This is a genomic window from Brevundimonas sp. GW821-FHT10A07 (genome assembly GCF_059415785.1).
The window spans coordinates 63,693-78,917 of record NZ_JBWKNX010000001.1 but is presented as its reverse complement, the minus strand read 5'-3'; the positions used below and the strand labels follow the sequence as shown (position 1 = coordinate 78,917).

At 66.7% G+C, this 15,225-nt stretch carries 10 protein-coding genes; 4 read left to right on the top strand and 6 right to left on the bottom strand.

Annotated elements, in window-relative coordinates; all coding sequences use genetic code 11:
* Positions 1 to 17 precede the first annotated feature (17 nt).
* Genes AC07NC_RS00375 through AC07NC_RS00365 form a run of 3 tightly spaced genes read right to left on the bottom strand, consistent with a single transcriptional unit; the run spans position 18 to position 5,517 of the window.
* Positions 18 to 1,496: an MFS transporter gene (locus tag AC07NC_RS00375; protein WP_494568230.1), complete on the bottom strand. Its 1,479-nt coding sequence runs from the start codon at positions 1,494 to 1,496 to the stop codon at positions 18 to 20.
* Between the two features lie 51 nt (positions 1,497 to 1,547).
* Positions 1,548 to 2,834 carry a serine hydrolase domain-containing protein gene (locus AC07NC_RS00370; RefSeq protein WP_494568229.1) on the bottom strand — a complete coding sequence of 429 codons (1,287 nt, stop codon included), beginning with the start codon at positions 2,832 to 2,834 and terminating at the stop codon, positions 1,548 to 1,550.
* A gap of 34 nt (positions 2,835 to 2,868) precedes the next feature.
* A complete protein-coding gene (locus AC07NC_RS00365; RefSeq protein WP_494568228.1) occupies positions 2,869 to 5,517 on the bottom strand; it encodes a TonB-dependent receptor plug domain-containing protein in 2,649 nt (882 codons plus the stop codon).
* A 231-nt stretch (positions 5,518 to 5,748) separates the two neighbouring features.
* Here AC07NC_RS00365 and AC07NC_RS00360 point away from each other — a divergent pair, with 231 nt between their 5' ends.
* Positions 5,749 to 6,453 carry a TetR/AcrR family transcriptional regulator gene (locus AC07NC_RS00360; RefSeq protein ID WP_494568227.1) on the top strand — a complete coding sequence of 235 codons (705 nt, stop codon included), beginning with the start codon at positions 5,749 to 5,751 and terminating at the stop codon, positions 6,451 to 6,453.
* A 19-nt stretch (positions 6,454 to 6,472) separates the two neighbouring features.
* On the opposite strand, the gene AC07NC_RS00355 is transcribed toward AC07NC_RS00360, so the two are convergent.
* From AC07NC_RS00355 to AC07NC_RS00345, 3 genes are all read right to left on the bottom strand, one after another.
* Positions 6,473 to 7,948 carry an AMP-binding protein gene (locus AC07NC_RS00355; protein ID WP_494568226.1) on the bottom strand — a complete coding sequence of 492 codons (1,476 nt, stop codon included), beginning with the start codon at positions 7,946 to 7,948 and terminating at the stop codon, positions 6,473 to 6,475.
* 278 nt (positions 7,949 to 8,226) lie between these two features.
* Complete coding sequence (gene bktB / locus AC07NC_RS00350; RefSeq protein ID WP_494568225.1) at positions 8,227 to 9,405, bottom strand: beta-ketothiolase BktB; 1,179 nt, start codon at positions 9,403 to 9,405, stop codon at positions 8,227 to 8,229.
* Between the two features lie 90 nt (positions 9,406 to 9,495).
* Positions 9,496 to 10,413, bottom strand: coding sequence for an SDR family NAD(P)-dependent oxidoreductase (locus AC07NC_RS00345; protein ID WP_494568224.1), 918 nt, complete (start codon positions 10,411 to 10,413; stop codon positions 9,496 to 9,498).
* A 177-nt stretch (positions 10,414 to 10,590) separates the two neighbouring features.
* On the opposite strand from AC07NC_RS00345, the gene AC07NC_RS00340 reads away from it, so the two are divergent.
* The 3 genes from AC07NC_RS00340 to AC07NC_RS00330 all read left to right on the top strand — a co-directional run bounded on the left by AC07NC_RS00340 (position 10,591) and on the right by AC07NC_RS00330 (position 15,211).
* Positions 10,591 to 12,762 (top strand): TonB-dependent receptor, encoded by a 2,172-nt coding sequence (locus AC07NC_RS00340; protein ID WP_494568223.1) that lies wholly within the window; start codon positions 10,591 to 10,593, stop codon positions 12,760 to 12,762.
* A gap of 87 nt (positions 12,763 to 12,849) precedes the next feature.
* Positions 12,850 to 14,436: an AMP-binding protein gene (locus AC07NC_RS00335; protein ID WP_494568222.1), complete on the top strand. Its 1,587-nt coding sequence runs from the start codon at positions 12,850 to 12,852 to the stop codon at positions 14,434 to 14,436.
* Positions 14,437 to 14,509: 73 nt separating this feature from the next.
* Complete coding sequence (locus tag AC07NC_RS00330; protein WP_292148599.1) at positions 14,510 to 15,211, top strand: TetR/AcrR family transcriptional regulator; 702 nt, start codon at positions 14,510 to 14,512, stop codon at positions 15,209 to 15,211.
* The last annotated feature ends 14 nt before the right edge of the window (positions 15,212 to 15,225 follow it).

Here is a 15,225-nt window from a genome sequence, read left to right as displayed (position 1 = left end):
GACTTGTCGGCTGGACGTCAGTCCGCCGCAGCGGCCTTGTCGATCTTGCGCTGGTCCAGGTCGGCGATGATCCGCGCGTGCCGCGTCCGCGTCAGGTGGTAGCCGATCAGGAACAGTGGTGAGAGCGCCGCGAAGGCGGCCGGCAGGGGCCCGGAGATCAGCGCCAGCTTGTCCAGCACCTCTTGCGGAATGACCAGCCCAGGCCCCCGCGCGCCCAGGTCGGTGGGGAATTGGATCGCATCCAGCGCCAGGCCGGCGATCAGCCCGCCCAGCCCCGACGCCGCCTTGTAGGCCAGCGTCAGACCCGAGAAGAACAGACCCTCGCGACGCACGCCGAACAGCCATTCATGCTCGTCGGCGGTGTCGGCCAGCATCGACTGAAAACCGATCCCGCCCACCATGATCGCCGTGCCGACCAGCAGGCCGTTGACGAACAGGATCGGCGCCGCGGCGGCGGGAGTCAGCGTGACCGGCCCGTAGAGCTGTAGCAGCGGCGGCCAGATCAGGAACAGGGCGATGGCCAGGAAGGCCGCGATGGAGAGGGTGCGCTTCTCGATATAGCGCAGGGCGAAGGCGCTGATCGGCGCGCCCAGCAACGGCCCCAGGGTGGTGCTGAGCAGGATCATCTGGATGGCGGTGGAATCCAGTTTCCAGAAATAGCGGCTAGCGTGAAGCGCCAGCGAGACATGGGCCGAATAGGCCAGGAAATAGGTCAGCACCGTCGCAAACAGGATCAGGAACGAGCGGTTGCGCGCCAGTTCGATCATCTCGCGGCCGAAGCCGGTCAGGAAATTACCTTCGCCCTTTTCCGGGCCGTGCAGCCGGGGCTGGGCCGAGCTGACCGCGCGAACGGCGATCATGCCAGCCAGGAACATGGCGGCCGCGCAACTCCAGGCGAAGGGCACATAGTTCGCACGGTCCAGCAATCCGTCGGTCCCGCTCATGAAGACGCCCAGGCCCAGCACAACCCCGATCAGAATGCCTGCGTTCTGGAACGACAGGCGGTAGGACACGATGCTGGCCCGCTCGCGATAATCGTCGGTCACTTCCGCGCCCACCGCCGTGTAGGGCAGCACGAAGCAGGACAGGGACACGCGCAGCACGATCAGACAGACGGTGGCGTAGACGAACTGCGGCAGGCCGCTCAGGGACTCCGGCATCGAGAACAGCAGACCGAACGCCGCCGCGAACGGCAGCAGGCCGAACACCATGAAGGGGATGCGCCGCCCGAACCGCGACCTCAGCCGGTCGCTGGCCAGGCCGATGGCCGGGTCCGCCACCGCATCGACCAGCAGGGCGATCAGCTTGGCCGTGCCCGCCATCGTCCCGGACATGCCGCAGACCGCCGTCAGATAGAACAGCAGGAAGAAGCCGAAGCCCGCCGCGACGATGCCGTCCGCCAGCGCGCCCGACCCGTAGGCGGCCTTGAACCGGCGGGTCAGAGGCGCGCTGCGCAAGGCCGCGGCGTTCTTTTCGTCGATGACGCTCTGTCGCATGACCGGCTCCCTGTTGTTGTTTCGATTACCGACCGGCCGACGACCGGCCGTTCACCCGGCCGATCCCGGATCGACCGGGGCCGGATTGCTCTGCAGGGCTCCGTAGATCCCTTGCTGATAGACCGGCAGCGCGCGACGTCCCGCCGCCCCCCGGCCCGTGGCGATGGTCGATCCCGAATTGGCCGACACCGGCACCTGGTGCTGGATCAGATAGATCAGGATCAGGTCGTTGGCCGGATCGGCCTGCCACCAGGTGCCGAACACGCCGGGCCAGGTCATCGAGCCCGGCGCGCCGCACGAATAGGGATTGTCGGTCAGGTCCTCGGCGATGGACACGCCCAGACCGAAACCGGACTTGGTCCACAGATCCATTCCCGCGAAGGGCACCTGACGCTGGGCGTCCGTGAGCCGGTTGGTCCGCATCAGCCGGACCGTCTCCGGCCGCAGCAGGCGCACCCCGTCCAGTTCGCCCTCGTTGAGCAACATGCGCGCGAACCTGTGGTAGTCGCCGGCCGACGAGATCAGCCCGCCGCCGCCCGGCGTGTAGTCGGGCGGTTCGTCATACAGCTCCAGCTTGACCTTGCGCAGCCGATCGCCCGATTCCTCGTAGGCGTACAGGCTGGCCAGACGGTCGCGCTTGGCCGGCGGCATCCAGAAGTCGGTGTCCGACATGCCCAGCGGCGTGAAGATCCGATCCTGCAGCACCTGTCGGAAGGACTTGCCCTCCACCCGGCCGATCAGAAAGCCCAGCACGTCCGAAGAGTGGCCGTAGTGGAAGCGTTCGCCCGGCTGGTACGCCAGCGGCAGGCTTCCCAGCGCCGCCAGCCATTCATCGGCCGTCTTACGGTTCATCCCCGGATCGCCCAGAGCCGCCTCATAGGCCTGTTTGAGGGGCCCGACGGAGAAGGGCGCATAGGCGACGCCCGAACGGTGGGTCAGCAGGTCTTCCACAGTGATGGCCCGCCGGGCCGGCGTGGCGTCGTCCAGCGGCCCCGTCGCGTCGCGCAGGACCTGAAGCTCGGCCATCTCGGGAATCCACCGCGTGATCGGGTCTTCAAGCGCGATCCGCCCCTCCTCCATCAGCATGAGGGCCGCCACCGAGGTGATCGGCTTGCTCATGGAGGCGATGCGGAACAGCGTGTCGGGCCGCATCGGGGCCTTGGTCTCGATATCGCGCCAGCCGACGGCGTCGGCATGGACGACCCGCTCGCCGCGAGACGCCAGCGTCACCACGCCCGCCAACTCGCCGCGATCGACGAAGCCCTGAAGGGCCGGTCGGATCGCGGCGAGCCGCGTCGGATCAAAGCCCAGGGCGGCGGGCGAGGCGTCATCGGGCATCAGTTACGCTTTTCTACGGACTGCGAAGACACGATCAGAAGGACTTGCGCAGGTTCAGCGCCACGAACCGTCCGATCGGATTATAGGCCCCGCCCACCCCGTCGGTGGCGGGGAAGAAGGGCGGGTCCTTGTCGAACAGGTCGTTGACCTGCAGGGCCAGGGCCGTGCCACGGGTCCAGCCGGCCTCCGGCAGGGTCCAGGTCACGCGCAAGTCCACCGTCGTATAGGCGTCCGCCTTGTAGGAACCGACGCCGGTCGGGGTGGCGAAGTTGTTGCGGATTCCGTCGCGATAGTTGACGAAGCCGGCGACGCTGACCGGGCCGGAAACCACGCCCAGGCTGGCCCTGGCGGTGAAGCGCGGCACGCCCAGATCCAGGCTGTCCGTCACCGGCGCGGCCGGCGACAACTGGGTGTCAAAGCCCAGAACATAGTTGCCGGCCAGGCCTGCATAGACGTCGCCGAAAGCCTGGGGCCAGCGGTAGTTGACGTCGAAGTCGACGCCGTCCGTCTTGCGGACCCCGAAATTGTTCAGGCGCAGGTCCAGCAGGTTGCCGATCGCCGGCAGCGGCGTCGGCAGATTGACCGGCACGGCGATCCCCAGCAGGCCGCCCAGCGTCTCGGCCGTCGGATTGCGGTAGACCACCGAGGCGAAGGTCGGGTCGGTGAAGACCAGGGCCGTGGACGGCGTCCCGATCACATTGGTGTACTCGATATTGTAGTAGGTCAGGCTGGCCCGCAGGTTCGGCAGGAAGACCGGCCGCCAGTCGGCGCCGAACGACCAGGTCTCGGCCTCCTCGGGCTGCAGATCGCGATTGCCGCCCAGCAGATAGACGGTGTTGACCTGCGCCGCGCCGCGCGTCGGATCATTGGCCAGGGCGGCTGCGGTGGCGGCGTCATAGTAGTAGGCGCCGACAGTGGCCCCGACCTGACGCATGCCCGGCGCCCGGAACGACTGGCCATAAGAGCCGCGCAGGGTCAGGTCCTCGAGGGGCTCCCAATTCACGCCGACCTTCGGATTGCTCGTGGATCCGAAGTCGCTGTAGTCATCGTAACGCCCCGACAGCGACAGCGACAGGCTGCGCACCAGCGGCATGGCGTTCGCCGCACCGACGATCGGCACGAAGACCTCGCCATAGAAGGAGTTGATGTCGCGGCTCAGGTCTTCGGGCACAGGGGTCGCGCCGACGAAGCCGGTCTGCTCGAACGTCTCGCGCCGCGTCTCCGCGCCCAGGGCGATCTTCAGTTGCCCGGCGGGGAGATCCAGCAGCGGTCCGCTCAGCTTGATCGCGCCCAGGTTGGTGCGCTGGTTGATCGTGACCGAGGTGGAGGAGTTCAGGATGGCCGCGACCACGCCCGGCGCGGTGCCCGTCCCGAACGGATCGAGGGCGGTGGCGGTCGTCGTTCCCGCCGCCGCCGCCGCCAGGGCGCCGGCGTTGATGGTGGGCAGAAAGGCGACGTTCTCGGCCCAGTCGAAGGTGCCGTAGACGCTCAGTTCGAACTCATGCGGCAGTTGCACGTCCGCGCCGACGGACGAGTTGCCCACCCGCCGTTCGTCGGTGTTGGTGAAGTGGTCGTCGCCGATCAGGTTGTCGGGACGGAACAGCACCAGCTCCGTCGTGGCGCCCGTCCCCGGCGGGGCCCGGAAGAAGGGGTTGGCGCTGGTGAGCGCCACCGACTGCACCGGCGGAGAGACCTGAATCTCGTCCAGGCGATCCGTGTAGAGCACCTCGCCCCACAGCGTGACCCGGTCGGTCACGTCCTGCCGGCCCGACACGAACAGGCTGTGGATTCGCGACGCGGGCAGAAGGTCGGCCGACGCGCCGTTGTCGCAGAAGTTCCGGGTGTTCGCCGCCAGGTCGGGCGCCGCGTAATAGACTGAATAGAAGGTGGTGTTCACCAGGACGTTGGGCGCGGGACAGTTGACGCCGCGCGTGTCGATGCCGCCGAACGGACGAAAGTCCTGTAGCCGGTAATCGCGGTCGCCGCCGGTGATATTGTCGGTCCTGGTGAACTGGTAGGCCGCCAGAATCGAGCCGCCGTCCCAGGTCTTGCCGGCCAGGGCGCCGACATGGCCGGTGTAATAGTCGTCGGCCATGCCGTAGGCCGCCGACATCTCGACGCCGGAGACGTTCCGGCGGGTGATGAAGTTCACCACCCCGGCGACGGCGTCGGACCCGTAGATCGAGGACGCGCCGTCGGCCACGACCTCGACCCGCTCGATCGCCAGATTGGGGATCAGGGGGAAGTCGGGATTGGTCTCGTTGGCGGCGGCGGCGACCAGCCGGTGGCCGTTCATCAGCGGAAGCGTGGCGTTGGCCGGCAAGCCGCGCAGACCCGGTGCAAACGACCCCACCCCGCCCAGGCTCGGCGACGGCGCGGTGTTGAAGCTGTTCAGTTGCGGCACGCTGGCCAGCAGGTCCGGCGTATTGGCCGCGCCCAGGGTCTCGATGTCCTCGCGGGACATGCTGATCAGGTTGGAGCCAACCGGAGGCACGCCGCGAATACTGGTGCCTGTGACGACGATTTCGTCCAGATTGGCGACAGCCTTGTCCTGCGCCGTCTCGGCGGTCGCGGATTGCGCTTCGGCTGTCTGGGCGAGGCTGGGCCCCGCAGCCAGCAGCAGGACGGCAAGCGACGCGCCAGAGGCGACACGCAGCCTGACGGATTGACGGAATCCTCGCATATGTTTCCTCCCCGATGGCGGCTTTGCCGCTCTGCATTGCAGCGCCCTGCAAGAGGACGCCTCCCTAGTTCATTTACTTAGCACTAAGTTAGCCAAATCCGTCAAGTTCATTGTCTTGCGGCTAAACAAACCGCCCCTGCGTCCTTGACCCGGGCAGGCGCCGGCCTCATCGTCCGCAGCCTTGCGGGGTCTTTGCACGACCCTTTGTAGAGATCAGGAGGTCCAGACCGAATGGCAGCTTCGCCGGAAAGAATGGGTCGTCGCACCCGCGCCGAACAGCGCGCCGCGACCGAGAAGCTGATCCTGGACACCGCTGAAGATCTGTTTTCCCAGCGCGGTTATTTTGGCGTGACCATCAAGGACGTGGCCGACGCCATGGGCATCCATCCGGCGCTGATCCACTATTATCATGCCGGCAAGCAGGCGATCTTCGACGCCGTGTTCGAGCGCCGCGTCGGTTATGCGGTCACGGTCCGCACCGCCGGGCTGGACGCCTACGAGGCCCAGGCCGGCGATTCGCCGACGGTCGAAGGCGTACTGCGGGCCTATTATGACGGCGCGTTCGACGTCTACATCAACGGCGACGAGGGCTGGCGCGCGTTCGGACGGATTTTCGCCCAGGTTAACAACGCCCCCGGCTACGGCGCCGAGAAAATGGACTTCTATTTCGACCCCCTGGTGCTGCGCCTGATCCACCTGCTGCAAAAGGCCCTGCCCGACGCCGATCCGCGCGACCTGTTCTGGAGTTTCCAGTTCACCTCGGGCGCCTACACCCTGATCCTGTCGCGCACGGGGCGGATCGACCGTCTGTCTGACGACCTGTGCCGCTCGGACGACTTCGAGGCCGTGCGCGAACGGTTCGTCACCTTCATGGCCGCCGGCTTCGACGCCCTGTACAGGACCCGTCAGGCGCGGGGCGCCGCGGCCGCCGAGTAGGCGCGGCCTTTCCGCCTTTCTAGTCCAGAGGAGCCCCTTCCGTCGGCGTCAGCCGCGCCTGGCGCAGCGCCGCACGCCGCACCTTGCCGGCTTCGTCGCGCAGCGGCTCGTCGGTGAATTCGATCCGCTTGGGCAGTTTGAACCGCGCCATCCGGCCGGCCACGAAGTCGAGCAGTTCCGCTTCATCCAGGCTCGCGCCCTCGACGGGCTGGACGATGGCGTGAACCACGGCGCCCCATTCCTCGCTGGGCAGGCCGATCACCGCGCTGCCACGCACCGCCGGATGCGCCTCCAGCGCCGCCTCGACCTCCGCCGGATAGATGTTGGCGCCGCCCGAGATGATCAGATCATTGCGCCGGTCCGACAGGAACAGGTAGCCGTCGGCGTCCATACTGCCCAGGTCGCCCATCGTCTCCCACTCGCCGATCCGGACCGACTGGCTTCCCAGATAGCGATAGGTCGAACCCGGTCCGGCTTCGGGCCGGAAATAGACCTCGCCCACCTCCCCCATCGGCAATTCCCGGCCGGCTGCGTCGAGAATCTTCATCTCATAGCCCGGGCGCACCTGGCCGACCGACCCGCGATGGTCCAGCCAGTCGACGCCCGAGATGATGGTCGAGCCGATCCCCTCGGTCGTGCCGTAGTATTCCCAGACTCGCTCGGCCCCCAGCCAGCCGATCCACGCCTCTTTCAGCCAAGGCGCGCATGGGGCGGCCATGTGCAGCATCATCCGCAGGCTGGGCAGGCCGTATTGCGATAGGACGTCGGGACCCAGACGCCAGATCCGGTGCATCATCGTCGGCACCATCGTGACCCAGGTCACGCCGTGCTCCTCGATCAGCTGCAGGGCGCGAAGGGCGTCGAACTTCTGCATCTCGACGATGGTGGCGCCGACGAACATCCCCATGGTGACGCAGTGGAACGGCGCATTGTGATAGAGAGGGCCGGGATTCAGAATGACGTCGCCGGGCCTTTGCAGCAGGAAGCCCTCCCGCGGATTCCACTGGGCCGTCATGGCGTCCACGATCACCTTCGGCCGGCCCGTCGACCCCCCGCTGGTCATCGCCTTCCAGTGTGGCGAGACGATTTCCGGCAGCGGATCGGCCGAGTGCAGGTCCAGTCCCTGCGGCGTCTCCGACAAGGCCGCGAGGCCCGGAACGGGCGCCTCGCCGATGAACAGCCGGGGCCGGACCAGATCCAGGATCGCCTCCATCTCCGGCCGCGCCATCTTGGCGGAGACGATGTTGGGGATGGCGCCCAGCTTCCACAGGCCGAACACGGTCTCGTAGAAGGCCAGTCCGTTGGGCAGGGCCACGGTCACGAAGTCGCCGAAACCGACGCCCTGCGCCGCCATCAGCCGGGCGCGCCGGTTCGAGCGCGCATCCAGTTCGGGGTAGCTGACCTTGTCATCTCCCACCACGACGGCCGTCCGGCCAGGATCACGGGCCGCGTGATAGGCCAGGATGGAACTCAGCGAAACTTGATGATTCGACACGGCGAGAACGACTCCGTCTGCTCCAGCGCCGCTGACTTCGACGGCGCCTACCAGAACAGCAGGCCATCCATTAACTTAGCGATAAATAAATGAAAAGGGGCCGACTTGAAATCGACGGCCCGTTCACGCGTGCGACGCCAAGCAAGCTTGCCAGGTGTGGGTCGCCCTCACGGCGGCGATCGTCCCAAGGTGCCGTCGGACCGCGCACGCGGCAGTTTCGAGGGCAGGAGAGCGAACAAAGCTTCGCGGCGGGCGGCAATGCGGGTCGGCGCCGCTGGTCAGCAGCGCTCGAAGATCGCGGCGATGCCCTGGCCGCCGCCGATGCACAGGGTCACCATCGCGTACCGGCCGCCGGTGCGCTGAAGCTCGTACACAGCCTTGACGCTGTTGATTGCGCCAGTGGCGCCGACGGGGTGCCCGATCGAGATGCCGCTGCCGTTCGGATTGACCTTGTCAGAGTCCAGACCCAGTTCGCGCGAGACTGCGCAGGCCTGGGCGGCGAAGGCTTCATTGGATTCGATCAGATCCATGTCGGCGATCCTCAGGCCGGCGCGCGTCAGGGCCTGCCTCACGGCAGCGATCGGCCCCAGGCCCATAACGGCCGGATCGACGCCCGCATGGCCCCAGGACACGATCCTCGCCATCGGCTTAAGCGCCAGACGCTTCACCGTCGCTTCGCCGGCCAGCACCAGGGCGGCCGCGCCGTCGTTGATCCCCGACGCATTGCCCGCCGTGACCGCCCCCCCGGTCTTGAACACGGGCTTCAGTCGCTCGAAGTCGGCGCGGGAGGCATCATGACGGATATGCTCGTCGCGGTCGAAAATGATAGGTTTGCCCTTCTGCTTCACCTGGATCGGTAGGATCTGATCGACGAAACGCCCTTCCCTATCTGCGGCCGAGGCGCGGCGGTGGCTTTCATGGGCGATGTCGTCCTGGACCGCGCGATCGATGCCGTAACGTTCGGCCACGTTCTCGGCGGTCATGCCCATGTGATAGCGGTTGAACGGATCTGTCAGGGCGCCGGTGAGGCCGTCCACCAGGGCGGCGTGGCCCATCTTGGCGCCGAAGCGGGCGGCCGGGACCAGGTAGGGCGCGCGGCTCATCGACTCGGCTCCGCCCGCCAGGGCCGTGTCCGCTTCGCTCAACCTCAGCACCTGTGCGGCGGACACCACCGCCTGCAGGCCCGAACCGCACAGTCGATTGACCCCCAATGCGGGTGTCTCGACCGCACAGCCGGACTCTAGCGCCGCCCACCGCGCCAGATAGGCGTCTCGCGGTTCCGTCTGGATCACCTGCCCAAAGACCGCATGGCCGATCGCCGCCGCCTCCAGGCCGGAACGGCGAATCGCCTCCGTCGACACTTGCGCAGCCAGTTCGGTCGGCGGCGTATCCTTCAGCGCGCCGCCGAATGCCCCGACGGCCGTCCGCACGCCGGAAAGAACGAAAACTTCGTCCATAGAGATCTTCCTCAAGCCTGAAGCCGCCCTTTCAATCAGGGCGCGATGATGATTCGGGCGCGTTTGCGCCTGCCCGCTCGCAGCGGGTTTTCAGTTCGCGACCACGCCAGGCGCCGCGGGGGCGACGCCGGACTGGACGCGGGCGGGATGACTGACCTCGTGGCTGTACTGAGCCGCGCCCGATTGGGGAACGACTTCGCCCGCACGGTCGCGGATCAGCGTCCACTGCGCCTCGATACGGTCGGCGGCGTCGGGGACGTCCCCCACCCAGACGCCCTGGGTCATGGTGATGTGGGCCTGTTCGAAGGTGCCTGCCCCAGCCAGGAGGATGGCGCGGGTCGGGGCGTTCTCGCTGGCCAGGGCCACCACGCCGGGGCTGACCAGATCGGTCGACAGGCCGCGCAGGTCGTCTTCCGAATACAGGCCCTCGGTCATCCGGGTGGCGGCGCTCGGCGCCAGGCAGTTGACGTGAATTCCCGACTTCTGACCTTCCAGCGCCAGGGTCTGCATCAAACCGACCAGGGCCATCTTGGCCGCCCCGTAGTTCGACTGGCCGAAGTTGCCGTAGAGGCCGGATGAGGAGGTGGTGAAGATCACCCGGCCGTAACCCCTCTCGCGCATGTACGGCCACGCCGCCTTGGTCAGGTTGACCGAGCCCATCAGGTGCACGTCCAGCACCAGGGCGAAGTCATCGAGATCCATCTTGGCGAAGGTCCGGTCGCGCAGGATGCCGGCGTTGTTGACCAGAATATCCACGCTGCCCCAGCGCTCGACCACCGCTTCCACCATGGCGAAGACGCCGGGGCGGTCGGTGACGCTGCAGCACCACGGCATAACCTCGCCGCCTTCGGACCGGATTTCGGCGGCGACCGCTTCGCAGGCCTCTGACGACAGATCGTTGACCACGACCTTCGCACCATGACGCGCCAACGCCATCGCATGGCTGCGGCCCAGGCCCCCGCCCGCACCGGTGACGATCGCGATCCGTCCGCTGAGATCAATAGCCATGATGGTCTCCCTGTCTTCGCCGTGTTGGCCGGCGTTTCAGCGCCTGCACTCTCATCATCCTGGCCAAAAGGTCAATATTCACCAGCCGGCTAGTGAATGTTGACGTGATGAGAAATCGGTGAGACGGTGCTCCCACGGCGCCGACAGAGCGCCTGAGGAAACACCGAGGAGGAAATCATGGGGCGCAAGCTCTGGCTGACCACATCCGCCGCCGTCCTGCTGTGGGCCGGAGCCGCCCAGGCTCAGGACGCCACGACGCAACAGACGGACGACCAGCAAAAAGCGACTGAGGTAGGGGAAGTCGTCGTCACGGCCGAACGCCGCACGACGAACCTTCAGGAAACTGCGGTTGCCGCCACCGTGCTATCCGGCGACAGCCTCGATGACCGCGGAGTCTTCTCCCTCGAGCAGTTGCAGTTCGTGGCGCCGTCCACGACGGTGCAGAATTTCGGCCAGGGGAACTATTTCAACGTCCGAGGCATCGGAAAATCCGAGCCCACCACCGCCATCGGCGTGGGCGTGACCACCTATCGGGACGGGGTGCCCGTCTTCCCCGGATATTTCCAGACGGAGCCGTATTACGACATCGGCAGCGTCGAACTGCTGCGGGGGCCCCAAGGCACCTTCGCGGGCACGAACGCTACGGGTGGCGCGGTCTTCATCACGTCTCGCAACCCCGATTTCACGGGGCTGAACGGCTATGTGATGGGCCAAGTCGGCAACTACGACAACCTCAAGGTCCAGGGGGCGATAAACCTCCCCCTCACCGACACCCTCGCGGCCCGTTTCGCGATGAACACGGAGAAGCGCAGCAGCTTCCACGACATCACCGGCCCCTACCGCGGTCATCCAGGCGACGTGGACATGAACAGCGCGCGCGCCAGTTTCCTGTGGACGCCTACGCCGGCGCTGCGGGTGCTGCTGAAGGGCGACTACAACAAGCTGGATTTCGGCGGCTATCCGGCCGATCCCGTCCTTTCCACCAACGATCCGTTCGAGATCACGGCGAACGGCCCGCACTCCGGCGTCGACGAGACGGCGCGTGTATCGCTGAACGTCAGCTATGTGTTCGACAACGGTATAACCCTGCGTTCGATTACCGGTTACCAGGACGGGATCAGCGAGTTCTCGACCGACCTCGACGGCACCAGCGCGCTGAACAACACCTTCTATGACCGCGTCGAGGAAGAGGTCTGGTCACAGGAGATCAACCTCGTCTCGCCCGACAACCAACGCCTGACGTGGCTGCTGGGCGCCTTCTGGCAGCAGGACAAGGTCACCTTCCCCGTCACAACCTTCCCGCAAGGCGCCTATCACGTCGGCTTCCCCGAAGGCGTGCTCGACTATTACATCTTCGGCGAGACGCCGAAGGAGACCAAGGCTGTCTTCGGCCAAGTCAGCTATGACGTCTCCGACCGGCTGCAAATCCAGTTGGGCGCCCGCTGGTCCGAGAGCACCTCGCGCAACGAGAATGTGTATACAACCTATCCGGCGCTTGGCCTGCAGTTGCTCCAGAACGACGAGGTCACGGCCGAAAAGACCACCGGCAAGCTGAGCATCAACTACAAGGTCGATGACAACAATTTCGTCTACGGGTTCGTGGCGAACGGCTTCAAGATGGGCGGGCTGAACGCGCCGAACTTCTATGCTCCGGCAAGCTCGTTCGGACCGGAAGACGTGGTCGACTACGAACTGGGCTGGAAATCGACCCTGTTCGGCGGTCAGGTCCGCACCCAGCTGGGCGCCTATTACATGACTTATGAGGGCTTCCAGGTCGTCGTCGGCGATCCAGCTGTTCCGCTGTTCAGTTCGATCGTCAATGTCGCGGACGAAACCGTCCTGATGGGGCTGGAGGCCTCGGCCCAGGTGCGTCTGAAGGCCTGGACGATGGACGTCGGCGCCGCGGTCTCAAACTCCGAGCTCGGCGAATTCTACGCCGCCGATCCCCGCGTCGCGCGCAGCGGCACGTGCGACGCAACCACCGGACCGGCGACCGCCAACTGTCTGAATCTCGACGGAAACACCCAGGGGTATGCGCCCGAGCTGACCTTCAACATCGGGGTCCAGTACGACTTCGCCCTGCCCAACGGCGCGACCCTGTCGCCCCGCATAGACTACGCCCACATCGGCGAAGCCTGGACGAGCATCTTCAACAATGAGGCTCTGGGCGACCGTCTGGAAGCCCGCAATCTGGTCAACCTGCTGCTCAGCTACAAGACCGGCGACTGGACGCTGGCGGCCTATGCGCTGAACGCGACGGACCAGACCTACATCGCCGCAGTCAACTCGCGTCTCCGCTATGCCGGCGCTCCCCGCCAGTTCGGCGTCAATCTGACGAAGACCTTCTGACCCTTCCGGGGCGGCGGTCGACCGGCCGCCGCCCTGTTCGCTCACCGGCTTGCCGGCCCCTGTAACCGTCTGGACTATCGCTCAAGGATGATCGGCTCCTCCCCCGGCCTCATGCAGGACTACCCCCTGACCGTGGACCGCTTTCTGGAACACGGCGCGAAATGGCACGGCGCCGCCCTGGTGGCGACGGCCGGCGCAGAGGCCGACCAGAGCATCGGCTACGCGGCGCTGCGGGACCGGGCCAATCGCCTGTCCGGCGCCCTGATCGATCTCGGGTTGAAGCCGGGCGACCGTATCGCCACCCTGGCCTGGAACACCCAGCACCACGTCGAGGTCTGGTACGCCTCAATGGGCGTCGGCCTGGTCTGCCACACCCTGAACCCGCGACTGACCGTCGCCCACCTGGCCGCCATGGTCGCCAAGGCCGACGACCGGGTCCTCGCCGTCGGAGCCGGCCTGCGTGACACGGCCGAGGCCCTGCTGGACGCCTGCCCTTCGCTCGAGCGCCTGATCCTGCTGGATGGAGACACGCCGGAAGCCGGACGGCCTGAGGTAATCGACCTGGAAGGCCTGCTGGAAGCGGGCGGTCGCGCTGTGCGGTGGGGACAGTTCGACGAGACGGCCCTGGCAGGGCTATGTTTCACCTCCGGCACCACCGGCGCGCCCAAGGGCGTGGGCTATACTCACCGCTCCAACTACCTGCACACCCTTCGCGCGCTGCAGGCGGATTCTATCGCCCTGACCGCCCGCGACAGCGTCCTGGTGGCCGTGCCGATGTTCCACGCCAACGCCTGGGGCCTGCCGTTCGCAGCGCCGGCCGTCGGCGCCCGGCTGGTCCTGCCTGGTCGATCGACTGACGGGGCCAATCTGGCGAGATTGATCTCCAGGCATGAGGTGACCGTGGCCGTGGGCGTGCCGACCGTCTGGCTGGGCCTGCTGGACCACCTGGACGCTACGGGCGGAGAGACTCCCAGCCTCGAACGCGTCATCATCGGCGGATCGAGCTGTCCCGACAGCCTGCTGCAGCGGATGGAGCAAAGGCTGGGCGCCACGGTGCAGACCAGTTGGGGCATGACGGAGCTCTCGCCGCTCGGCGCCATCTCGCCGCGCAGCGACAAGCCCGGCGCGGCGCGCGGTTCGGGTCGTCCGCCCCTCGGCCTGGACCTTCTGCTCACCGACGCCGACGGGGCTCCCTTGCCCGATCAGCGCAACATGGTCGGCCGTCTGAAGGTGAAGGGCCAGAGCGTCGTGAACGCCTATTTCGGCGCCGGCGCTTCGGCTGTCGATGAGGACGGCTGGTTCGACACGGGCGATCTGGCCCAGCTGGATGACGACGGCAACCTGACCCTGGCCGGTCGCTCCAAGGATCTGATCAAGTCGGGCGGCGAGTGGATCAATCCCGTCGAGATCGAGGAAATCGTCGGCGCCCTTCCCGCCGTCGGGCTGGTGGCGGTGATCGGCCGCGCCGATCCCAAATGGGGAGAGCGCCCTTTGATGGTGATCGAACCCGCCTCCGGACAACAGATCGAGGACGAAAATCTGAGGGCGGCTCTTAAGGGCCAGGTGGCCGATTGGTGGATTCCAGAACGGATCGTTCGGGTACAGGCCATGCCCCTGGCCGCTACGGGCAAGATCAACAAGGCACTGCTTCGCGCCACCTATGGAGACGCCTAGGATGACGGCCGTCTCCATCATCGAGTCGGCGCCCCGTCCTCAGGGAGCGCCTCAACGCCCCGAGGCCCAGATCATGACGACCCCGCCCCGCAAACCGCGCCGCAAGGCCGAACAACGCGCCGAGAGCCTGGAGCAGCTGCTCGATGCCGCCGAAGAGCTGTTCTCGAGGCACGGATTCTACGGGGTGACGATCAAGGACATCGCCGACAAGGTCGGCGTCCACAAGTCTCTGATCCACTACTACTTCACCGACAAGCAGGACGTGTTCGACAAGGTCATGGCGCGACGCGCGCCGGTGACCAGCGGACGCCGGATGGAGGCCCTGGACTCCTATGAGACGGCCGCCGCCGGCAAGCCGACGGTCGAGGGCGCGCTGCGCGCCTTCCTTGACACCGACCTGGACACCTACTCCACCGGCGGCGACGGCTGGCGGCATTTCGGCGCCCTGAGCGCCCAGATCAACAACACCCCGGCCTGGGGCGCCGAGGTGATGGACCGCCTTTACGACCCTGTTGTCCTGCGTCTCATCGAACTGCTCAAGCAGGCCATGCCCGATGCGCTCGATGAAGACATCTTCTGGGGCTACCACTTCGTCACCGGCGCTCTGACGCTCAGCCTGGCGCGCACCGGCCGGATCGATCACCTGTCCGGCGGCAAATGCCGATCCGACGACTTCGAGGCGATCAAGGCCCGGATGGCGGCCTTCATGGCCCACGGCTTCATCGGGGTCTGCCGCGACCGCGCCGAGGAACGGCGAAAGCAGGCCCGCGAATGAGCCCCGGCGGCCTC

Bases quoted from the DNA above. Each gene is read 5' to 3' on its own strand.
- AC07NC_RS00330 (WP_292148599.1), top strand. From the start codon at position 14,510: ATGACGACCCCGCCCCGCAAACCGCGCCGCAAGGCCGAACAACGCGCC.
- bktB (WP_494568225.1), bottom strand. From the start codon at position 9,405: ATGGACGAAGTTTTCGTTCTTTCCGGCGTGCGGACGGCCGTCGGGGCA.
- AC07NC_RS00335 (WP_494568222.1), top strand. From the start codon at position 12,850: ATGATCGGCTCCTCCCCCGGCCTCATGCAGGACTACCCCCTGACCGTG.
- AC07NC_RS00375 (WP_494568230.1), bottom strand. From the start codon at position 1,496: ATGCGACAGAGCGTCATCGACGAAAAGAACGCCGCGGCCTTGCGCAGC.
- AC07NC_RS00345 (WP_494568224.1), bottom strand. From the start codon at position 10,413: ATGGCTATTGATCTCAGCGGACGGATCGCGATCGTCACCGGTGCGGGC.
- AC07NC_RS00365 (WP_494568228.1), bottom strand. From the start codon at position 5,517: ATGCGAGGATTCCGTCAATCCGTCAGGCTGCGTGTCGCCTCTGGCGCG.
- AC07NC_RS00360 (WP_494568227.1), top strand. From the start codon at position 5,749: ATGGCAGCTTCGCCGGAAAGAATGGGTCGTCGCACCCGCGCCGAACAG.
- AC07NC_RS00370 (WP_494568229.1), bottom strand. From the start codon at position 2,834: ATGCCCGATGACGCCTCGCCCGCCGCCCTGGGCTTTGATCCGACGCGG.
- AC07NC_RS00340 (WP_494568223.1), top strand. From the start codon at position 10,591: ATGGGGCGCAAGCTCTGGCTGACCACATCCGCCGCCGTCCTGCTGTGG.